The sequence below is a fragment of the Wenzhouxiangella sp. YN9 genome (genome assembly GCF_056324165.1).
The window spans coordinates 1-21,713 of record NZ_JBJNIP010000115.1; the positions used below are offsets into that span (position 1 = coordinate 1).

A 21,713-nucleotide genomic window follows, 5' to 3' on the forward strand; every position below is an offset into this window, starting at 1 on the left:
GCTTCCAAGAAGAAGGCTTCCAAGAAGAAGGCCTCCAAGAAGAAGGCCTCCAAGAAGAAGGCCTCCAAGAAGAAGGCCTCCAAGAAGAAGGCCTCCAAGAAGAAGGCTTCCAAGAAGAAGGCTTCCAAGAAGAAGGCTTCCAAGAAGAAGGCTTCCAAGAAGAAGGCTTCCAAGAAGAAGGCTTCCAAGAAGAAGGCCTCCAAGAAGAAGGCCTCCAAGAAGAAGGCCTCCAAGAAGAAGGCCTCCAAGAAGAAGGCCTCCAAGAAGAAGGCTTCCAAGAAGAAGGCTTCCAAGAAGAAGGCTTCGCGCAAGGCCGCAGTCAGCGATGACATGGCGAAGGTGCTCGCCGCCGCTGATGGGCTGCGCGATGCGCTCTATGAGATGGCTACCCACCGAATGGAGCAGCGTCGCGAACTGATGGAAGATTTCCGCGATGCTGTCAGCAGCACCCTCGGTCGGTTGACCGGAAAGGATTGACCGGGGCTGCCGGTACCGGTCCGGGGGCGGACGCCGTCCCCGGCGAGTTCGAACGGCTCATCGACACCTTTCTCGATGCGCTGTGGGCCGAGCGCGGCATCAGCCCGGCTACAGCGACTGCCTATCGTAGCGACCTGGCGAGCTTTCTCGCCAGCGTCGGGCGTGGTGTCGAAGACATTGCCCGCGCCGACGTGCTCGATTTTCTGGCCCGACGCATGCGCTCGGGCGCCAATACCAGCAGCATCGTTCGGCAGCTCTCCTGTTTGCGCCAGTTCTTTGCCTGGGCGCATCGCGAGCGCCGCATCGTGCACAATCCGATGGCCGATCTCGACGGTCCGCGCCGCTCCCGCAGCCTGCCCGGGACGCTGACTGCCAGTGAGGTAGAGGCATTGCTGGCGGCGCCGGACTCAAACGACGTGTTCGACGTGCGTGATCGGGCCCTGCTCGAAACCCTGTATGCCACCGGCATGCGGGTCTCGGAGCTTGCCGCCCTGACGCTGCCGCGGCTCAATTCCGGGCAGGGGGTGGTGCGCGTGCTGGGCAAGGGCGGAAAGGAGCGTCTGGTGCCGCTGGGAGAGGCTGCCGCCCAGGCGATTGAGCAGTGGCTGGCGGTGCGACCGCAGCTGCGCCCGCAGGGCGAGTGGCTGTTTGTCTCCAGAAGCGGTCGCGCGCTGTCACGCCAGGCGATCTGGGCCCGAATTCGTCAGTTGGCCACGCGCGCCGGGCTGGGCCGGCCCGTGCACCCGCACCAGCTGCGCCACTCTTTCGCCACGCACCTGCTCGACAACGGCGCCGATCTGCGTGTGGTGCAGATGCTGCTTGGCCACGCCGATCTGGCCACGACCCAGATCTACACTCATGTTTCGCGAACGCGCATGAAGGCGCTGCACCAACGCCACCACCCGCGGGGCTGAAAGCATCCGTCCCGTGGTTTCGTTTCGATGAAACTTGTCGCCGCTGACGCGTTCCAATGACTCATTCGCCCGGCTCGGCTATCATGTTCGCGCCTTGGTGACCGCGCTTTGACAACAGCCGGTGGCTGGTCCGGTCGAGTCTGTTTTTCAGGAGCTATTGAATGAAGAGTTTTGCAGGAATGATGGCGGCATTCGGCTTGCTGCTGGCCGGCTGGGCTGCGGCCGCCGATAACGGTGCCATCGACAATGGTGCCATTGAAGAGCGCATGCGCGCGCTGGTGCCCGAGATCGAAACCCTGGTGATCGCCAACAGCCCCATTCCGGGGGTCATGCAGGTGCAGCTCAACACCGAGATTCTCTATATGAGCGAGGACGGCCGCTATCTGATGCAGGGCCGGCTGATCGACCTGGAGACCCAGACTGACCTGACCGACGCGGCCAAGGCCGTACTGCGCCGTGAGCTGCTCGCCGAAGTGGATCCGTCGGAGACGATTGTCTTCGGTCCGGAGGATGCCGATTACGAGTTGATGGTGTTCACCGATGTCAGCTGCGGTTACTGTCGTCGCCTGCACGGACAGATGGATGAATACGCCAATCAGGGCATCCGCATCAAGTATCTGGCCTTCCCGCGGGCCGGCAAGGAGTCGGAGACGTATGACACCATGGTTTCTGTCTGGTGCGCGGACGACCCCCAGAGTGCCATGAACACTGCCAAGGCGGGCGGCGAGCCCGCGCGCGCCACCTGCGATAATCCGGTTGCCGATCAGTATGAGCTGGGCCGCGCCCTGGGCGTGACCGGAACCCCTTCGATGATGACCGCCGACGGCGACATGATTCCCGGCTATGTGCCACCAAGGCAGCTGCGCGAGCGTCTCGACAGCCTGGCCGGAAAGGCTGCGTCTGGCGAATGATCAATTGCCCCGGGCTGCCAATGGCCCGGGCATTCAGGTCGACGAGGGCCTATAATGGCGCGCTCACTTGAGCGCTCTCGCGGGGTCTTGAATGATTATCCTGCTCGGCAGGGACTCGCTGCCGCCATTTCGTCTTTCTCGTCTTGCCTCCGAACTGTCTGCGCTGCAGGGTTGCCGCGTTGACCTGCAGGCTCGTGAACTGTTTCTGATTGATGCCGCCGGGCTGCCCGCACAGCCACAGCGCGAGCGCTTGCTGTCACTGCTGTCGGCCGAGGCGTTTGCCGACGAGGCGCTGACGCCGAATCAACTCCTGGCGGTGCCGCGCCCGGGTACCGTCACGCCCTGGGCGAGCAAGGCCGGCGATATCCTGACGCGCTGCGGCCTGGGCGAGTTTGCCCGCCTCGAGCACGCCACCCTGTTCACGCTTGACGGCATTGACTGCGGCGATCTGTCTGCGCCCGCCCGTCGTTGTCTGCACGATCGCATGACTCAGGTGCTGGTCGATGACCTGGCATCGCTTGACGGCTGGTTCGAGCAGCGTCAGCCAGCCGCGCTGGAGGTCATCGAGCTGGGGGCCGATGCCGCCGCCACGCTTGATCGATACAACCGTGAGCTCGGACTGGCAATGAGCGACGACGAGATCGAATATCTCGTCGATGCCTATGCCGGCATGGGGCGTGCTCCCAGCGATGCCGAACTGATGATGTTCGCGCAGGCCAACTCGGAGCACTGTCGCCACAAGATCTTCAACGCCGACTGGAGTGTCGACGGTCGCAGGCTGGACGACTCCCTGTTCGGGCTTGTGCGCCGTACCCATGCGGCCACGCCCGCGGCGACTCTGGTGGCTTATGACGACAATTCGGCCGTTGTCGAAGGATTCGACGTCCGGCTGCTCGAAACCACGCTGGCGCATCCGACCTATCGCCTCAGCGCCGGTCGCGCCCATATCCAGATCAAGGTCGAGACGCACAACCATCCCACGGCGATTGCGCCGGCCTCGGGCGCAGCCACCGGTTCCGGTGGCGAAATTCGCGATGAGTCCGCAACCGGTCGCGGCGCCCGTCCGATCGCTGCGCTGAGCGGCTATTCGGTTTCCGATCTGCGTCTCCCCGACGGGTTTCAGCCCTGGGAGACGGCGCCGGCGCAGCCGGCTCGCCTGGCCTCGGCCTGCGACATCATGCTCAGCGGCCCGGTTGGCGCGGCCGGTTTCAACAACGAGTTCGGGCGGCCTGCGCTGCTTGGCTACTTCAGAACTTTCAGTGCCGAAATCGGCGGGCAGCTGTGGGGTTATCACAAGCCGATCATGATCGCCGGCGGTAGCGGCATGATTGCCGATGGACAAACGCATAAACAAACGCTGGCGCCCGGCGACCGCATCATCGTTCTGGGTGGCCCGGCCATGCTGATCGGGCTGGGTGGTGGCGCGGCCTCGTCGATGAGCTCGGGCCAGTCCGACGCCGATCTGGATTTCGCCTCGGTGCAGCGGGGCAACCCGGAAATGCAGCGCCGTGCCCAGGAGGTGATCGATCGCTGCTGGATGCGGGGCCAGACCAATCCGATCAAGTCGATTCACGATGTCGGTGCCGGCGGGTTGTCGAACGCCCTGCCCGAGCTGCTGCACGACGGTGGCGTGGGCGGGCGTCTGGAGCTGCGCGAGATTCCGAGCAACGATCCGGCGCTCTCGCCCATGGAGTTGTGGTGCAACGAAGCGCAGGAGCGCTACGTGCTGGCGATCGCGCCCGAAAACCTGGACGATTTTGCCGCGTTGTGCGAGCGCGAGCGCTGCCCCTGGGCGGATCTGGGCGCGGCCAGCGACGACGGTCGGCTGCTGGTTTCCGATCGGCTCGGTGACCGCCCTGCAGTAGACATGTCGCTGGAGGTGCTGCTGGGCAAGCCGCCGCGGATGCATCGCGATGCAACCACCCGGCGTCTGGCGCTGGAAGCGGAGCTGCTCGACGACGTCAGTATCGATGAGGCCATCGATCGCACCCTCGCCTTGCCGGCGGTGGGCAGCAAGCAGTTCCTGATCACCATCGGTGACCGCACCGTCGGAGGCCTGAGCGTGCGCGACCAGATGGTCGGGCCATATCAGGTGCCGGTGGCTGATTGCGCCATCACGCTGCTTGACTACGACGGCCATGGCGGCACCGCCATGGCCATGGGCGAGCGCACGCCGCTGGCGGTGCACGATTCGGCCGCGGCCGCGCGCGTGGCCGTCGGCGAGGTGCTCACCAATCTGGCTGGCGTGGTCGTGCGCGACCTCTCGCACGTCAAGCTCTCGGCCAACTGGATGGCGGCCGCCGGAGCGCCGGGACAGGACGCCGCGCTGCGCGCCGCCGTCGAGGCGGTCAGCGCCATGTGTCCCGAGCTCGAACTTTCCATTCCGGTCGGCAAGGATTCGCTGTCGATGAACACCATCTGGCAGCAGGACGGGCAGGAGCAGAACATGATCGCTCCGGTGTCGCTGATTGTTTCCGGCTTTGCGCCGGTCAGCGACGTGCGCCGCCACGTCACGCCCGAGCTGCGTGCCGAGCCGGACAGCCGCTTGCTGCTGCTCGATCTGGGGCGCGGCCGTCTGGGGGGCTCGGCGCTGGCGCAGGTGTTCTCGCGCCAGCTCGGCGAGGTGCCGGATGTCGACGACCCGGCTCGGCTGCGCGCCGCGTTCCTTGCGGTACAGCGTCTGGTCGCGGCGGGGCAGGTCCTGGCCTGTCATGATCGCTCTGACGGCGGGCTGTTCACTGCCGTGCTGGAGATGGCGCTGGCCGGTCGCTGCGGCGTGGCGCTGGACCTGGGGTCGAGTGCGGTTGATCCGCTGGCGGCGTTGTTCAACGAGGAGCTGGGTCTGGTACTGCAGGTGAGCGCCGATCAGCTGGCTGCCGTGCAGGCACAGCTGGAAGCGGCCGGGCTGGCCGACTGCGTTTCGGTAGCGGGCCGTGTTGTCGACGAGCCGCGCTTGAGCGTGCGTGCCGGCGAGCGCGAGCTGTGCCGTCGCGAGCTGGCCGACCTGGCCCGGCGCTGGGGTGAAACCAGCTACCGCATGCAGCGCCTGCGTGATCATCCCGAATGTGCCGATGAGGAGTTCGCTTCCCTTGCCGATTTCTCGCGTCCGGGCCTGGTCTCGGAGCTGACCTTCACGCCGCCGGAGCCGGTGCACATCAACGGCGGTGCCAGGCCGCGCGTGGCCATTCTGCGCGAGCAGGGCGTCAACGGTCAGCGCGAGATGGCGCGGGCCTTCATGTCGGCCGGCTTCGAGGCCGTTGACGTTCACATGAGCGACCTGGCTTCCGGCCGCCAATCTCTGGCAGACTTTCACGGCCTGGCTGCCTGCGGCGGTTTCTCCTTTGGTGACGTGCTCGGGGCAGGGCAGGGCTGGGCGCGCTCGATTCTTTTCAACCAGCAGCTGCGCGACGCCTTTCAGGCGTTTTTCGAAGATCCGGCGCGCTTTGCGCTGGGCGTGTGCAACGGCTGTCAGATGCTCTCGGCGCTGCGCGAGATCATCCCCGGCAGCGAGCACTGGCCGCATTTTGTGGTCAACCGTTCGCGCCAGTTCGAGGCCCGGCTCAGTCAGGTGGCCATCGAAGACAGCCCGTCGCTGTTCCTGCAGGGCATGGCAGGCTCGCGGCTGCCGGTGGTGGCTGCGCACGGAGAGGGGCGGGCGCAGTTTGCCGCCGGGGCGAGTGCGCGCGCCGCCGTGGCGCTGCGCTTTGTCACTGCCGAAGGCGCGCCGACGGAGCGTTATCCCGGCAACCCCAACGGCTCGCCGGGCGGCATTACCGGCCTGAGCAGCAGCACCGGCCGAGTGACGATCATGATGCCGCACCCCGAGCGTTTGCTGCGGCGGGTGAACTACTCCTGGGCGCCGAAAGACTGGGGAGACCTTTCACCCTGGATGAAGATGTTTCACAATGCGCGGCTGTGGCTGGAATGAATTCGACACCATGAGCAGGACCGATCAACAGCAAGGCGAAAGCGAAACCGGCGGCAGCGAGTCTTTCGTGAACCCGGTCAGGGAGATGTTCTTCCTGGCCCTGCTGTATCTGCCGCTGGGGTTCTTCCTGTGGTTCTTTGCCGCCAGCCTGCTCATGTTTCCGACCCGGCTGATTCTGCAAACGCTTCTGGGCGTGCTGCACGGAGACGTGTTCGAGAAGATCTTTCAGGCCGGTTTTACCTTCGAGATTCAAACCGGCATAGTCGTTGACCATCAGCAAAGCGGCCAGAAGATGCCGCTGATCTGGGACGTCAATCCGATGATTTATGCTTGGGGCATGGCGCTGCTGTTCGGGCTGATCATGGCCACGCCGCTGAGCCTGTGGCGGCGGCTGATGCAGCTGGCTGCGGGGTTTGTTCTGGTCAGCCTGGTCACGGTGTGGGCCACCTACTGGGAAATCTGGCGCGACCTGGCCTTTCAGTTCAGCCAGCAGTTTCAGGGGCCGGTGGCCACGGTGGTTGCCAACAGCGGTTTGTCGCCTACGGCCATCGCCCTGTGCTACCAGCTGGGCTACCTGATGTTTCCCGGCGTGATCCCGATTGCGGCCTGGATTCTGATGAATCGCCCCTTCATCGAAAAGCTGGTGCAGAGTCGGCGTCGCTGAACCGACTCGGGGCCGGACTGTCTGTTTGAGGTATGAGTATGGAAACGGAAGCCCTGACTGCCACTGACGAAAGCGAGCTGCTGCCCAGCGTCAGCGATCATCTCGAGGATCGCGCCGCCGAGCTGTGCAAGCTGATGATCGAGCAGGAGCGCCTGCGCGAGGAAGATCTGCAGCGCGCCAAGGCTTATCGTGAGCAGCACGGCGGCAACCTGCTGACGTTGCTGGTTCGGCTGGGGCTGGTTTCCGAGCGCGACCTGGCGCGTGCCCAATCCGAGCTGCTCGATATCCCCATGGTCTCGGAAAAGGACTACCCCGAGTCGGCACCACAGATCGACTCGATTTCGGTGCGCTACATGAAACAGCAGCATCTGGTGCCGGTGGGCGTCGACGACGACACGCTCGAAGTGGTCATGGCCGACCCCTGCGACGAGTTCGCCCTGCGTGCGCTGGGCATGGCCACCGGACGCGAAGTGCTGCCGCGCGTCGGCGTGACCTCTGAAATCGACAACACCATCGAGCGCTATTTCGGCGGCGGCAAGTCCGCCATGGGCCAGATTGCCGAACATCTGGGCGGCGAAGGCGGTGCCGGTGAAGACGAGGAAGACGTCGAACACCTGCGTGACCTGGCATCCGAGGCGCCGGTCATCCGCGTTGTCAACCTGATTCTCCAGCGCGCGGTCGAGTCGCGCGCTTCCGATATTCACATCGAGCCGTTCGAGAATCGTCTGAAGGTGCGCTATCGCATCGACGGCGTGCTGCAGGAGGTCGAGGCGCCGCCGGCGCGCTCGACCGCGGCGGTGATCTCGCGCGTGAAGATCATGGCGCGGCTCAACATCGCCGAGCGCCGCTTGCCGCAGGATGGGCGCATCATGCATCGCGTCGGCGGCAAGGAGCTCGATCTGCGTGTCTCGACGGTGCCCACGGCGCACGGCGAGTCGGTCGTGATGCGTATTCTCGACCGCGAAGCCGTGGTGCTGGATTTTTCCAGCCTGGGCTTCGAGCCCGGGCTGCAGGAGCGCTTCGAGCACGAGCTGGATGTGCCGCACGGCATCATTCTCGTCACCGGACCGACCGGCTCGGGCAAGACCACGACGCTGTATACCGCGCTGTCGAAGCTCAATACGCCCGAGCGCAAGATCATCACGGTGGAAGATCCCATCGAGTATCAGCTCGAGGGCGTCAACCAGATTCAGGCCAAGTCTTCCATCGGGCTGGATTTTGCCCGCGCGCTGCGCTCGATCGTGCGCCAGGATCCGGACGTGATCATGATCGGTGAAATGCGTGACCTGGAAACGGCCAAGATTGCCATCCAGTCGGCGCTGACCGGCCACCTGGTGCTGTCGACCCTGCATACCAACGACGCCGCCGGTGGCGTGACCCGAATGATCGACATGGGGGTGGAAGACTATCTGCTGACCTCCACGGTCAACGCCATCATGGCCCAGCGCCTGGTACGCCGGCTCGATCCGGAGACCATGCAGGCCTACGAGGTGCTGCCGGAAATGATCGATGAACTCGGTCTCGACAAACTCAGTGATGAGCGGCCGCTGCGTCTGTATCGGCCCGGCAGCTCCGAGGCCAGCCCCACCGGCTATCGCGGCCGTACCGGCATTCACGAGCTGTTGGTGCTGTCGGAAGAAATTCGCCGGTTGGTGATGAAGCACGCGACCGCGACCGAGATCGAAAAGCAGGCACGCGCCGAAGGCATGCTGACCATGTACGAAGACGGCCTGATGAAGGCGCTCGACGGCGTGACTTCCGCAGAGGAAGTGCTGCGAGTCACGCAGGACGCCTAGGTCGATGCCGCTTTTTGAATACAAGGCCGTCACCCCCAGCGGTGAGACCACCACCGGCGAGATGGACGCCCCCAGCAAGGAGCTGGTGATTGCGCACCTTCAGGAGTCGGGCAATATTCCGGTTTCGGCCAGGGAGGTGGGCTCGGGCTTTCGTTTGTCCGCGCTGCTGCGCGGGCGTCGTGGGCTCAAGCAGGCTGAAATCGGGGATCTCACCCAGCAGCTGGCCACGCTGCTGAGCGCCGGGCTGCCGCTGGACCGGTCGCTGGGCATCCTCGCCGAGCTGGCCGAGAACGAGCGCGTTCAGGAGACGGTCGAGACCATCCGCAATCGCGTCCGCGAGGGCGGCGCGTTGTCTGAAGCCCTGGAAGAGCGGCACGGCGTGTTTTCGCGCTTTTACATCAACATGGTGCGCGCCGGCGAGATCGGCGGTTCGCTTGATCACACGCTCTCGCGCATGGCCGAGTACCTCGAGCGTTCCAAGGAGCTCAAGGATTCAGTTGTCTCGGCCATGGTCTATCCGGCGCTGCTGGTGGTGCTGGCGATTGGTTCGCTGATTCTGCTGATGGGCTACGTGATTCCGCAGTTCACGCCCATGTTCGAGGAGTTTGGCGGCGAGCTGCCCTTCCTGACCCAGATCGTTATGGCCGTCGGCTCGGCGCTGCAGAACTACTGGTGGGCGATGATCGCGGTGGTGCTTGTCGTCGCGCTGTGGTTTCGCGGGCAAATGCGGCGGCCGGCGTCGCGGCGTCGCTGGGACGGTCGTTTCTTGCGCCTGAAAGGCGTGGGTGATGTCATCGGCAAGATCGAGACCGCCCGCCTGGCGCGCACGGCGGGCACCCTGCTGGTCAACGGCGTGCCGCTGCTTTCGGCACTTTCCATTGCCAAGAATGTCATGAGCAATACCGTGCTCTCCGATGACGTGGGCGAGGCGGCCAGTCAGGTCAAGACGGGCACCCCCATGGCCACTGCGCTGGCGGCCAACGACAATTTTCCGCGCCTGGCGCTGCAGATGGTCAACGTGGGTGAGGAGACCGGCAAGCTCGACGAGATGCTGCTCAAGGTGGCCGACACTTATGATCGCGAGGTCAGGACCACCATTGACCGTTTGATGGCGCTGCTGGTGCCGGCGCTGACGCTGGGCCTGGCCGTGCTGATTGGTGTCATCGTCATGTCGGTGCTGATGGCTATTCTCAGTATCAACGAGCTGGTGGCCTGACGGCCTGGATGACTCGGAAATTGAATCAACGCATGCCCCAACGGGCCGGAGGAGAAGGAATGTACAAGGCTGGAAACAGTTCAGGTTTTTCTTTGATCGAGCTGCTGGTGGTGCTCATTATTCTGGGCCTGATTGCCGGCCTGGTGGTGCCCAATATCATGCAGCGCGGCGAGGACGCCAAGCTGCGCGCCGCCGATGCCGAGGTGCAGCGCCTGTCGATGGCCGTCGACGAGTACTACCTCGACAACGGGCGTGCACCCCGCGAATTGCGCGAGCTGGTCGAAAAGCCCGGCAATGCCAGCAACTGGAACGGCCCTTACGTTAACGAATCCAACCTGAAGGATCCGTGGGACAACGCTTACCAGTACCGCTATCCCGGCGAGCATCGGTCTTTCGATATCTGGTCGAACGGTGCCGACGGCTCGCCTGGTGGTGAGGGTCCCAACGCGGAAATAACCAACTGGGACTGACTTGCGCGCGCTGATCGGTATTCGTCGCCTGCCAGTCCGAACCCGCGATGGCGGGTTTTCGCTGTTCGAGCTGATGGTGGTGATGGTGCTGGTCTCGCTGCTGTTTGCCGTCATCGGCGTGTCGGTCAGCCGCTCGGTGCGGGGCGCTGAAATCCGCAACGCCTCGCGCGAGATCGTTGCCGGCATTCGTCATACGCGTGGCCAGGCCATCATTCAGCGCCAGCAGCAGGTCTTCCGCGCCGATGCCGATGCGCGCACCTGGACGGCGGCCGGGCGCGAGCCGGTAGAGCTGCCGGAGGGGCTCGAGATCATTCTCGAAACCGCGCGTTCGGAAATGACCGGTGAGGACGCCGGCGGCATCCGCTTCTACCCCGACGGCGCCTCGACCGGCGGCAGCGTCGAGCTGCTGGCCGGCGAGCGCAGCTGGGCGATCGAGGTCTCCTGGCTGACCGGTGAAGTGAGCATCAACCGGGACGCGGATGATGCGTGAGTGGCCAGCCATGCACAAGGGGCGAGGCCAAGTCGCTGTGCAGCACTTGCGGCGGCGTCCGCCAGGCCTTGGATCGGGATTCCTCTCCAGTAGGCGTCTGGAGACCGGTCGGGTAGGTCCCGGATCGGGGTCCGGGACGCCCTGTCGGCGTGGCCGACAGGGCGGCTTCACCCTGATCGAGGTGATGGTCGCCTTCATGGTCTTTGCGCTGCTGTTCGGCGTGGTGCTGCAGATTCTGTCCACCTCGGTCGGCAACACGCGCCTGTCGGGCGACTACACCCAGGCGGCGCTGTGGGCGCAGTCCCGGCTCGACACCCTGGGAATCGAGCGCATGATCGAGCCGGGCGTTACCCAGGGCCGCTTCAATGAGGAGTTCTCCTGGGTCATGGAGGTGAGCGAGACCGAGGTCATCGACGAACGCGCTCTCGATATGACCCAGGAGCTGCCGATCGCGCTGTATCACGTACGCTTGACCGTCGAGTGGGCCAACGGCCGGCGCCAAGCTGTTTTCGACACCCTGCGCTCGGTCGATGTGCATTGGGAAGAGCGGCAGATGCAGATGGGCGGCGGGCCGCGACCGTGACGGCCTTCCTGCCCTTAGGTTCAGGTTCGCAGCTTCGTCGGGGAGGTCCCGGATCGGGGTTGCCCTTCGGTTCAAGCTTGCAGCTTCATCAGGGAGGTCCCGGATCGGGGTCCGGGACGCCTTCTCGCGCGCAAGGCGCGCGCGAAGGCGGCTTTACTCTGATCGAGGTGCTGCTGGCCATCGCGCTGGTGTCGATCATCATGGCCATGGCCTACGGCGGCTTTCGCGCCAGCGTGCGCGCGACCAGTTCCGGCGAGGCCGTCATTGAACAAACCAATCGTCTGCGCGTGGTGCAGCAATTCATGCGCCGCCAACTGATGCAGGCGCGCGCGCTCATCATCGAAGAGTTCGAAGACGGCGAGATCGTCCGCTTTGAGGGCGAGCGCCAGCGCCTGCGTCTGGTTTCGCCCATGCCGGGTTATCTCAGCTACGGCGGCCCGTATGTTCAGGAGTTTCGGCTCGAGCGCGGCAACGACGGGCTCGAGCTGGTCTATTACTACGCCATGCTCAACGGCTACGAACCCGGTGATCTCGAGCGCACCAGCGACGGCCGCGTGCTGATGAAGGATCTTGACGGCGGCGAGTTCATCTTTCTGGGCGAGAACCCCGAAACCGGCGAGACGTTCTGGACCGACTTCTGGGAAGAGCCCGAGCGCCTGCCGCTGGGCGTCGGTGTGCTGCTGGATCTGGGTTCGTCGCGCGGACTGGTCTGGCCGGATCTGATCGTGCCGGTGATGGTTGACTCCAGCGATCACAGGCGCACCCGCACCATTCAGCGCGCCAGCGACATGCTTCGGCCCCGGCAGGGGCGGGGTGCCAACCGATGACGGCCGGCATGGCAAGGCAGGGCGGTATCGCGCTGATTGTCGTCCTGTGGGTGCTGGTGCTGATGACCATCATCGTGGGCACCTATGCCGTGCTGGCCCGCACCGAGAGCCTGCAGTCGCGCTTTCTGTTCGACACCACCCGCGCGCGCTATGCCGCCGAGGCCGGTATTCATCGGGCAGCCTACGAAATGCGCAATCCTGATTTCGAAACCCGCTGGGTGCCTGACGGGCGCCCGTACGTCATCGGGTTCGGGGCCGCCGAGGTCGAGATCCGGGTCACCGACGAGTCCGGCAAGATCGATCTCAACAGCGCGGATCCGGAACTTCTGTCCAATCTGTTCATCTCACGAGGGATGGAAGAGACCGAGGCGTGGTATCTGGCCGATGCCATTGCCGACTGGCGCGACGAGGACGATCTGCCCCGGCTCTACGGCGCCGAGCTGGCCGAATACGAGTCAGCCGGGTATCCTTACGGCCCGGCCAACGAGCCCTTTGGCTCGGTTGACGAGCTGCAGCAGGTCATCGGCATGAGCTGGGATCTGTTCAAGGAGCTCGAGCCGATGCTGACCGTGGATTCCAGCGGGCGTTTCAACCCGGCCTTTGCCTCGGCCGAAGTGTTGGCGGCTGACCCCGAGATCGGCGTCGAGGAGGCCAATGCCTTTGTCGAAGAGCGCTGGCAGGTTCATCCGCGCGATCAGCAGGCGCTGTTGATGCCCGACGGCACGATGGTCAACTTGCAAGGGGGTGGGCGGACCTTTAGCATTCGCTCGCGGGCGGTGCTGGATTCCGGAACCTGGAGTGAAGTGCAGGCCACCATCGAGTTGGGTGGCAACCGGCGCGGCCGTCCCTTTAAAGTGCTGCGCTGGCGAGACAACGTCGAGGACCGATGAATCAGAGTGCCATCAACGACTACTGGGGCAGCCTGCTTGCCCGCTACCGGGCCGGGCCCCTGCCGGGCTTTCTGGCCTGGTGGCGCAGCGAGTTGGGCAGCCTCCTGCCGCGCAGCCTGCGCCGCCGGATGATTCCGCCGCGCCCCGAGCTGTGGCTCGAGCCGCAGCCCGACAGTCGGGCGCTGACCATCTGGGTGGGTGGCGACGAGCCGGCGCAGCGCGATTCGTTTGGTCATACCGAAGATGTGGGTCTGCTGCGTGACCGCTGGCAGGAAGTGGTCGCCGGCTTTGACGATGGGCCGCCGGAAATCCGTCTGTGCCTGCCGGAAAGTGATGTGCTGCGCTGCCCGGTCGAGCTGCCGCTGGCGGTGGAATCCAATCTGGACGAGTCGCTGCGCTACCAGCTTGACCAGCTCACGCCCTTCAGTGCCGATCAGGTTTATTTCGACTACACCATCGTCGAGCGCGACGCCGAATACGGCCGCCTCAAGCTGGAACTGCGCCTGGCGCTGCGCTCGCGCGTGGATGAGTTGATCGAGCGCCTGCACGCCATCGGCATTCGTCCGCACGCCATTGATTGCCTGGCGCGCGACGCCGCCGCGCCGGCCTGCGAGGGCTTCAACATGCTGCCGCTGGCCGAGCGGCCCCGCTACGTCTATCGACGGGCCCGCATCAACTGGCTGCTGGCCGGTGCCCTGGTGCTGGTGCTGGCCGTGGTGATGTTCGAGTCGCTTTACATGCATCAGCGCACCGTCGATCGCCTTGAAACCGAAGTGGAGGCGCTGCGCGGCGAGGCCGATCAGGTCATGGCGCTTCAGCGCGAGCTGCAGGACGCTCTTGCGGCCGCCAACTTTCTGGCCGAGCGCCGCCGCCAGCAGCCGGTCAGCGTCCAGGTGCTCGATGAGCTCACCCGCATCCTGCCCAATGATATCTGGCTGATGCAGCTGCAGATGCGCGGCAATGAGCTGCAGCTGCAGGGCCTGGCCGATCAGTCGCAGCGCCTGATCGAGCTGATCAACGAATCGGAGCTGCTCGCCGACGCCGAATTCCGCGGCCCGGTCAACATTGACAAAAGGAGCGGGCGTGAGCGCTTCAATGCGCGCGCGCGGATCACAAGCGGAGGAGGCGAGCATGCAGCTGCTGCCGGATCTGGAGAATAATCGCCCGCTGGCCATCGCCCTGCTGGTGATCGTGCTGATCGTGGTCTACTTCATCGGGTTTCACTGGTTCGTGGTGCGGCATCTGGAGGCGGCCGAGGAGGTTGATGCACTTGAAGAGCATGCGGCGCGCTTCAAGGCTGCCGTGGCCCGTCGGCCCGATCTGGAGGAGCGGCTCGACGAGCTTCAGGCCGAGCGCCTGGACAGCGCCCTGTTTCTGCCGGAGTCGAATTTCAACGTCGCGGCCGCCGGGCTCACGCGCCGGCTTCGGGATATCATCCAGCGCGAGGCCGACGATACTGACTTGTGCCGTATCGTTTCGACCACCAATCGCAGCGGCGACGGTGATGATGAGCGGTTCGAACAGGTCACGCTCAACGTGCGCCTGAACTGTCCGCTGCCGGATCTCACCCGCATTCTCTACCAGCTGGAAGACAACGTGCCGCTGATTTTTGTCGACAACATGATCATCAATCAGCGCACGCCCGCCGATCGTGCGGGGCGGCGCGGCAGCGACGGCTACGGCCAGCTTGACGCGCGCTTCGATATCTACGGCTTTTTGTCCGAGCAGGCCGAGGGCTGAGCATGTTCGATCTGCAGCGTAATCTGCTCACCACCCTGCTGGGCGCCGGCATCGGCACGCTCGCGTTTGCCGGCGTGGCCATTGCGCTGCTGATGGGCCGGCCCGATGTTGCAGCCATCCAGCCCAGGGGCGACACTTCGGCCCCCCAGGGGCAGGTTGACGCGCCCGAGACCGGCCTGAAGGAGTTTTCTGCCTACTCGGCCATCATCGAGCGGCCGGTGTTCTTCTCCGACCGTCAACTGCCGGTGGTCGAGGCGCCGTCCGAGCCGGAGCAGCTGGCCGAGCAGGAAGACGAGGCCGAGGAGATCTCGGACCTCGAGGCTGCGGTTGCAGGTATCGTGATCACGCCCGAGATGAAGCTGGCCATGATCACCGACGAGCAGGCCGGCAAGACCCTGGTGCTGCGCGAAGGCATGAGCCTGGAGGGCGAGCAGGCGGCCTGGAAGCTGGACGCCATTGAGCCGCGGCAGGTCAGCTTTGTTTCCGTCGACGGCCGACGCAGCGAACTTGAACTGAAGGTCAATACCAGCGGTCTCAAGGCCCCGGTGGTGGCGCAACAGTCCCGGGAGCGGGCCGCGGCCGAGCAGTCCGCCGCGGCCGAGGAAGAGGCCGAGCCCGTCAACCGCCAGCCCGAGGCCAGCGAAGAAGCGCGTGCCCGGGCCGAGGAAATCCGCCGTCGCGTCGCCGAACGCCGCGCCCAGCTGCGGGCCGAGGCCGAACGACGCGCGCGTCAGAACGAGCAAAAACAGGACAATGATGGCTGAGCAAACCCGATATCCAGTGACCCGTTTCCGGCCCGCGCTGACGGCCCTGCTGCTTGCCAGCCTGGCGCTTGGCGGCTGCGCCGCCATGGGCGAGCGCAGCGACGACGCCGACCGCACCCGCCTCAAGCCCGGTCAGAGCGCCGTTGAGCCGCAGAATCGCCCGCCTGATCGCGAGGGCATTCAGCTCGGCATGGACGAGCAGCCGAGTGACGAGGAGGGCACGTTCGAGGCCACCGAGGTCTATCCCGGCGACGGCGTGTTCATCAACGAAAGCGCTGTCAGCCCGCGCGCCGAGCCGCCCGGCGCGGACGGTGAGATCACGCTGAACTTCGAAGGGCAGGGCATCCAGGAGGTCGTTCAGGCGATTCTGGGCCACATGTTCGAGGAAAATTACATCATCGCGCCGGGCGTCAGCGGCGAGGTCACTTTTTCCACCGCCAAGCCGATCAAGCGCGACCAGGTCATGCCCATCCTTGAAATGCTGCTGCGCTGGAACGGCGCCACGCTGATCTGGCGCGAGGGCAGCTACCACGTCGTGCCGATCTCGCAGGCGGTGGCCGGCAACCTGGTGCCGCGCTTCGACTCGGCCAGCCGGGCACGGGGTTACGAAGTGCTGGCGGTGCCGCTGGAATTCATTTCGGCCGGCAAGATGGCCGAGCTGCTGGAGCCCTGGGTCAAGGAAGACGCCGTCTTCAACGCCGACAATGCCCGCAACCTGCTGTTTCTGGCCGGCACCCGTTTCGAGCTCAGCAACTACCTGCAGATTGTCCAGACCTTCGACGTCGACTGGCTCGAAGGCATGTCCGTGGGCATTTTCAACCTCGAGCGTCTTGAGGTCGATGAGCTGCTGCCCGAGCTCGAGGGCGTGTTCGGCGAAGAGGGGGAGACCCCGCTGGCCGGCATGTTCCGTTTCATGCCGCTGGAGCGCCTCAACGCGATCATGGTGATTACGCCCAGCGAACATTATCTGGATGAGGCCGAGAAGTGGATCAAGCGCCTCGATCGCTCCAGCGCTCAGGGCGGTGCGCGGCTCTACGTCTACCGCGTCAAGAACCTCGAGGCCGACGTGCTGGCCGGCTATTTGGGCGACCTGTTTGGCACGAGCGGGGGCGGCGGCCGGCGCTCGCGTGAATCCGGGGGCTCACTCGCGCCCGGCCTGGAGCGGGCGCAGGCGTCCAGCATCAGCGATTTTCAGCAGTCGCGTGCCGGTGGTCGCGACAACAACAGCCAGAGCAGCAGCCGGTCCAGCGCCGGCGGTATGTCGTTGGGCGAAGACGGCGATGTGCGCGTCACCGCGGTGCAAGAAACCAACTCTCTGCTGATCCAGGCCTCGCCCAGCGACTACGATGGCATCCTTTCGGCCATCGAGCGCCTCGACGAGGAGCCTCTGCAGGTGCTGATCGAGGCGCAGGTGCTCATCGTCGAACTCAACGATCGCCTGCGCTACGGCGTCAACTGGTTTCTTTCCGGTGAGCACCCCGATGGCGAAAACGGACCCAGCCTGCCGGACGGCTTTGCCGAGTCGCGCGACAAGAACTTCCTCCAGCTTGGCGGCCAGGAAACATCGGATGTGCTGGGGACCATTACCCGCCGCGGAGTCGGCCGCACCTTCGTTGCCGCCACTATTGATGCTCTTGAATCAGTCTCGAACGTGCGCACGATCTCTTCGCCCAGCCTGGTGGTGCGCAACAATTCCGACGCCACTATCAACGTCGGCGAGCAGGTGCCCGTCCAGTCGACCAGCTTTATCGGCGGCTCGGGCGATGGCAGCCGCTTCGGCAGCGTTCAGTATCTCAATACCGGCACGATTCTCGAGGTGACCCCGCGGGTCAACCCGGGCGGCCTGGTCTATCTGAGCCTCAGCCAGGAAGTGTCTTCACCGGGTGAGCGCCCTGCCGAAGGCAGCAACACCAATCCGCCGGTCAATACCCGCAATCTGCAGACCGAGGTCGCGATCCAGTCGGGCCAGACCATCATGCTGGGCGGAATGATTCGCGAAGAGACCAGCGACAGCCGCAGCGGCGTGCCGGGGCTGCAGCGCATCCCGTTTCTGGGTAGCCTGTTCCGGAGCACGAGGCGCGACAATATCCGCACTGAAACCCTTGTTTTGATCACCCCAACGGTGGTCGAGTCGACCAATGAGCTCAAGCGCGTCTCCGACGACGTGCGGAGCCAGTTCGAGGCGCTCAAGCCGCTGCGTGAACGCGGGCTTTGAGCCATAAAAAGCTTTTATCAATATCTTCGAAAAAGGATCGAGTCTTGAAAACAGGAAAGATCAACATCGCGGCCCTGCTTGGCTGCATTGCGCTTTTGGCTGCCTGCCAGCCCGGCGAAGAGGCTTCGTCACAGCCTGAAACCGTCGAAGAGCGCGCTCAGGCGCGATGGCAGCTGATGGCCGAAGGCGAGTTTGCGCAGGCCTGGGAGTATTACACCCCAGGCTTTCGCGAGCGCGTCAATCAGGACGTTTTTGCGCGGGACATGAGTCGACGGCCCGTCACTTGGCTGAGTGGGGAAGTGCTCGGTTCCAGCTGCGATGAGCCTGATCGCTGCGTGGTCACGGTCGAGGTCGGGTATCGTGCCGAAGTGCCGGGAATGCGTCAGGCCAGTTCGCAGATCGAGCTCTCTCGCCGCCTTGAGGACGAATGGATCCGTCTCGACGGCCAGTGGTGGTACGTGAAAAACTGATTGCTTTACACGATCCCTTCGTTTAGCATAGAATTGCACATGCTGGGATGCGCTCGGGAGGAGCCGTGTTCATCTCACTGTGCTTACACAGAGCCCTGTGTCCAACAACTTTAGGAGTGTTGTAATGAAAAGAAATACCTTGACGACCGCAGTTCTGGCGGGTCTGACGGGCGTGGCGGGCATGGCGAGCGTGGCAAACGCCGTCAACGTCAACCCCGACGGCCTTGGTCAGGTGCTGCTGTACCCGTATTACACCGCCCGCGGCGGTAACGACACGCTGATCTCGATTGTCAATACCACCGAGCGTGGCAAGGCGGTCAAGATCCGCTTCATCGAAGCCCTGAACTCGCGCGAAGTTCTTGACTTCAACATCTACATGTCTCCGTACGACGTATGGACGGGTGCTGTGACCGCGACCGGTGACGGCGGTGGCAAGATGGTCACCACCGACTCCACTTGTACGGCGCCGAATATCTATGATCCCGCCGAAGGCATTGGCGAGCGCAATTTCCTGGACTTCGAATACGCCGGCGACGGCGGTCCGCAGGGTATCGAGCGTACCGCTTCAGGTTATGTCGAAGTGATCGAAATGCACACCATGCTGCCGCAGAGCGATTCGAGCGACAACCCGGCCAGCCCGGGTTACGTGCCGTACGCTTCCAAGCACGTTGCCGGCCAGCCGCGCGACTGCGCGACCCTGCAAAAGTACTGGGCCCAGGGCATTTCGAACAACCCCTGGTTCTCGGGCGACACCGAATTCGGCTTTGATACCGATATGGGCGCAAGCGGTGGCCTGTTCGGCGCTGCCAGCGTGCTCAACGTTGCCGAAGGCACGATGTTCAGCTACAACGCGACTGCCATTGATGGCTTCTGGGTCCAGGGTGACTCTTTCCACACCAACCCGGTCAGCCTCTTCCCGGATCTGGGTGCAGGCAGCAATAACGAAAGCAATATCTTCATTGATGGCCAGGTCGTGACCCACGACTGGTCAGGCGCCAGCACGGATACGTCGGCTCTGAATGCGACGCTGACCTACAACATGCTGATGAACGAGTACGCTATCAGTGAAAATCTCGGCGGCCATTCGGAGTGGGTGCTGACCTTCCCGACCAAGCGCTTCCACACTGATGCTGACGGTGGCTACGTTGCCCCGGATGCGCCGGTTCCGCCGTTCACCCGCACCTGGCACAAGCTTGCCGATGGCTCGCTGAACCACTCTTGTGAAGATATGGCTTTCCGTGTCTGGGACCGTGAAGAGTCTGAGCCGACCGACGAGCCGGGTGACGTGATCGTTTCACCGCCGCCGCCGCCGGAAACCCCGGACGTGTTCCAGCTCTGCCGCGAGGCCAACGTGGTCCGCTTCAGTGGCGAAGGTCCGCTGCCGGAGGAGTCGGAGATCATGAAGGAGCCGCTGCGTGAAGACTTCCCACGCCTGAGCTACGTCAACTTCAACCTGCCGGGCTTCACCGAAGGCTGGATGCAATTTGACCTGGGCACGGTTCCGTCGAACTCGCCGCTCAGCGTTGATGAGCGTCTGAGCGAGCCGGCCGCCAATGGCGACCAGGTGCGTGGTCTGCCGGTGATCGGCTTCTGGGCCAACACCTACACCAATGGCGATGTGGATGGCGCGCTGGCCAACTACGGTGGTTCGTTCAACCATCGCGGTAGTCGTGCTATCGTGCAGTCCTAAAACGGTTTTCGAATAGAAATTCCGTTCGGTTTCTGAAATGAAATCGAGAAAGGGCCACCCACTGGGTGGCCCTTTTGTTTGTTATACCCCGGCCAGAAGGTGTCCGATTCAATCACGACATGCCGACATCCTGACGGCCCGGTTTGCCAGTCGAGGCCGAGCGCTACCGGCAGCGAGGTGCCCGCTCTAATCGAACTTCTTTGCCCTCACACGGTGCTGTCAGCTCCGGTTAGCCTTTTAATTTGTCCAGTACGGAATCTTTACAGCCGGTTACAGGTCAGATAACCTACAATTGATTAATGTGTTCTCACGCCGGGGCCCGATACTCCGGGTCTCTTCAATCAGGGCGTTTGCCCAGTGAAAGCAACAGGAATCCCGGAACGGATATGAATAACAGTATGTCCTATATCTTGAAGGCATTGGCTTTCGGCGCTCTGGCCTGCGGGGTGGCGTTTGCCCCAGCCGCAGATGCACAGACGACCAAGCAACTTATCCTGCATGCCCCTTCGGGGGATCCGACCGTGATCGAACTGCAGGGCAACATGCAATTTGACGATCAAGGCAATATCAAAGTCACCCCGGTTGACCCGGAAGCCTGCACCGCCACCGGCGACTGTGAGGGCGTAGCGGTTGCCATATCGAGCTTTACCGTCAACGGGGCCGCTTCAAACGTCTCTGTAGCGCAGGGCGAGAGCCTGAGATTCCGTTGGCAAACTCAAGGTGCCTGGGCTTGCGATGGCTCGGGAATGGTCGGTTGGAATGAAACGGGCAAGAACCCCGTCAACTCCGTGGGCCAGGTGATCTCGACCAGCAGCCTTGGTCCTGGCAACTACACTGCAGAGTTGGCCTGCTACAACGGAACGGTATTTGCTGAAAACACCCGCAGCGTCAATATCGAAATCACTGATGAACAGGTGTCGCCGCCACCCGTACCGGCTGAGTGTACGAGCCGTACGATGCCATCCACTTGGGTTCGCAAGACCACCGGCGGAAATAGCTGCAGCTACGAATATCAGGGCCGACACGGCCTGAAGAAAGATCACGACTGCCGCTATTTCAACCAGGTCTGGCCATTCGACTTCGATGAGCAGACAAGCCTTCAGCGCGTTCTCGGCGTTGGAACAACCAACAGCGGCCGCGCCTACATTGCTCTCGAGTTCAACTCGGGCAACGTGCCTGCCGATGCGAAAAAGAAGCTCACCGTGGGCATTCCCCAGAGCAGCAATCTGGAAAACCGCGAAAAGCTTATCAGCGTGTCAAAGTGCCCCGGTGACTTCAACGCCGCCGAGATTACTGACGAAATGGGCCCCGGTTGCATAATCGAGAGTTGGCTTAGCTCCTTTGCATGGGGCGGTACGGGCAGTCGCAACGATCAAAACCGCTGTGCGCTTGAGCCGAACCAAACCTACTACTTCAACATAATCTATACCAAGGATCCGGCGGGTACCGACCCGAGCCAGATCACACCACACCCTGACTGCTCTACCGGCGCTGGATGTGGCACCCGATATAGCGCTGACAACTACTGAGCGTACGGGGTTTGTCCAGGTCGGGGCCGCTTGATGCGGCCTCGACCTGTTTCAACCCGGTCTCGCCTTACCTGACTCAACCAACCTGCAGACTGACAAAAAAGCCATGCTGAATCGAGGCTCGCAGAGCACTTTTATT

At 63.6% G+C, this 21,713-nt stretch carries 19 protein-coding genes; all 19 read left to right on the forward strand.

Going from position 1 to position 21,713, the window contains the following annotated elements; all coding sequences use genetic code 11:
- A partial coding sequence (locus tag ACEWQ0_RS12015; protein ID WP_476485459.1) for a hypothetical protein occupies positions 1-477 on the forward strand: 477 nt, incomplete at its 5' end.
- Complete coding sequence (gene xerD / locus ACEWQ0_RS12020) at positions 474-1,391, forward strand: site-specific tyrosine recombinase XerD (RefSeq protein ID WP_476482303.1); 918 nt, start codon at positions 474-476, stop codon at positions 1,389-1,391. The genes ACEWQ0_RS12015 and xerD, both read left to right, overlap by 4 nt.
- Before the next feature lie 161 nt (positions 1,392-1,552).
- Positions 1,553-2,302 (forward strand): DsbC family protein, encoded by a 750-nt coding sequence (locus tag ACEWQ0_RS12025; protein WP_476482302.1) that lies wholly within the window; start codon positions 1,553-1,555, stop codon positions 2,300-2,302.
- Between the two features lie 91 nt (positions 2,303-2,393).
- Complete coding sequence (gene purL, locus ACEWQ0_RS12030; protein WP_476485460.1) at positions 2,394-6,230, forward strand: phosphoribosylformylglycinamidine synthase; 3,837 nt, start codon at positions 2,394-2,396, stop codon at positions 6,228-6,230.
- 10 nt (positions 6,231-6,240) lie between these two features.
- Positions 6,241-6,894 (forward strand): exosortase H-associated membrane protein, encoded by a 654-nt coding sequence (locus ACEWQ0_RS12035; RefSeq protein ID WP_476482300.1) that lies wholly within the window; start codon positions 6,241-6,243, stop codon positions 6,892-6,894.
- Between the two features lie 32 nt (positions 6,895-6,926).
- The gene (gene gspE / locus ACEWQ0_RS12040) at positions 6,927-8,690 is read left to right on the forward strand and encodes a type II secretion system ATPase GspE (RefSeq protein ID WP_476482299.1); all 1,764 of its coding nucleotides are present in this window, start codon (positions 6,927-6,929) and stop codon (positions 8,688-8,690) included.
- A 4-nt stretch (positions 8,691-8,694) separates the two neighbouring features.
- Positions 8,695-9,906, forward strand: coding sequence for a type II secretion system F family protein (locus ACEWQ0_RS12045; RefSeq protein ID WP_476482298.1), 1,212 nt, complete (start codon positions 8,695-8,697; stop codon positions 9,904-9,906).
- A gap of 59 nt (positions 9,907-9,965) precedes the next feature.
- Positions 9,966-10,376: a type II secretion system major pseudopilin GspG gene (gene gspG, locus ACEWQ0_RS12050; protein ID WP_476482297.1), complete on the forward strand. Its 411-nt coding sequence runs from the start codon at positions 9,966-9,968 to the stop codon at positions 10,374-10,376.
- Position 10,377: 1 nt separating this feature from the next.
- On the forward strand, positions 10,378-10,866 hold the full coding sequence (locus tag ACEWQ0_RS12055; RefSeq protein ID WP_476485461.1) for a GspH/FimT family pseudopilin: 489 nt from the start codon (positions 10,378-10,380) through the stop codon (positions 10,864-10,866).
- A gap of 10 nt (positions 10,867-10,876) precedes the next feature.
- Positions 10,877-11,449, forward strand: a complete 573-nt coding sequence (locus ACEWQ0_RS12060; protein WP_476485462.1) for a type IV pilus modification PilV family protein — start codon at positions 10,877-10,879, stop codon at positions 11,447-11,449.
- A 77-nt stretch (positions 11,450-11,526) separates the two neighbouring features.
- On the forward strand, positions 11,527-12,276 hold the full coding sequence (locus ACEWQ0_RS12065; protein WP_476485463.1) for a prepilin-type N-terminal cleavage/methylation domain-containing protein: 750 nt from the start codon (positions 11,527-11,529) through the stop codon (positions 12,274-12,276).
- A complete protein-coding gene (locus tag ACEWQ0_RS12070) occupies positions 12,273-13,166 on the forward strand; it encodes a type II secretion system minor pseudopilin (RefSeq protein ID WP_476482293.1) in 894 nt (297 codons plus the stop codon). Before ACEWQ0_RS12065 ends, ACEWQ0_RS12070 begins: the two co-directional genes overlap by 4 nt.
- Positions 13,163-14,326, forward strand: a complete 1,164-nt coding sequence (locus ACEWQ0_RS12075) for a PilN domain-containing protein (protein ID WP_476485464.1) — start codon at positions 13,163-13,165, stop codon at positions 14,324-14,326. The genes ACEWQ0_RS12070 and ACEWQ0_RS12075 overlap by 4 nt, the downstream gene beginning before the upstream one ends.
- Positions 14,298-14,906, forward strand: coding sequence for a type II secretion system protein GspM (gene gspM / locus ACEWQ0_RS12080; protein WP_476482291.1), 609 nt, complete (start codon positions 14,298-14,300; stop codon positions 14,904-14,906). Before ACEWQ0_RS12075 ends, gspM begins: the two co-directional genes overlap by 29 nt.
- A gap of 2 nt (positions 14,907-14,908) precedes the next feature.
- Positions 14,909-15,670, forward strand: a complete 762-nt coding sequence (locus ACEWQ0_RS12085; protein ID WP_476482290.1) for a hypothetical protein — start codon at positions 14,909-14,911, stop codon at positions 15,668-15,670.
- The gene (gene gspD, locus ACEWQ0_RS12090; protein ID WP_476485465.1) at positions 15,660-17,885 is read left to right on the forward strand and encodes a type II secretion system secretin GspD; all 2,226 of its coding nucleotides are present in this window, start codon (positions 15,660-15,662) and stop codon (positions 17,883-17,885) included. Before ACEWQ0_RS12085 ends, gspD begins: the two co-directional genes overlap by 11 nt.
- A gap of 44 nt (positions 17,886-17,929) precedes the next feature.
- Positions 17,930-18,355: a hypothetical protein gene (locus ACEWQ0_RS12095; RefSeq protein ID WP_476485466.1), complete on the forward strand. Its 426-nt coding sequence runs from the start codon at positions 17,930-17,932 to the stop codon at positions 18,353-18,355.
- Positions 18,356-18,434: 79 nt separating this feature from the next.
- Positions 18,435-20,045, forward strand: a complete 1,611-nt coding sequence (locus ACEWQ0_RS12100; RefSeq protein WP_476485467.1) for a hypothetical protein — start codon at positions 18,435-18,437, stop codon at positions 20,043-20,045.
- 386 nt (positions 20,046-20,431) lie between these two features.
- Entirely contained in the window at positions 20,432-21,574 is a 1,143-nt protein-coding gene (locus tag ACEWQ0_RS12105) for a hypothetical protein (RefSeq protein ID WP_476485468.1), read from the forward strand.
- Positions 21,575-21,713: the final 139 nt, after the last annotated feature.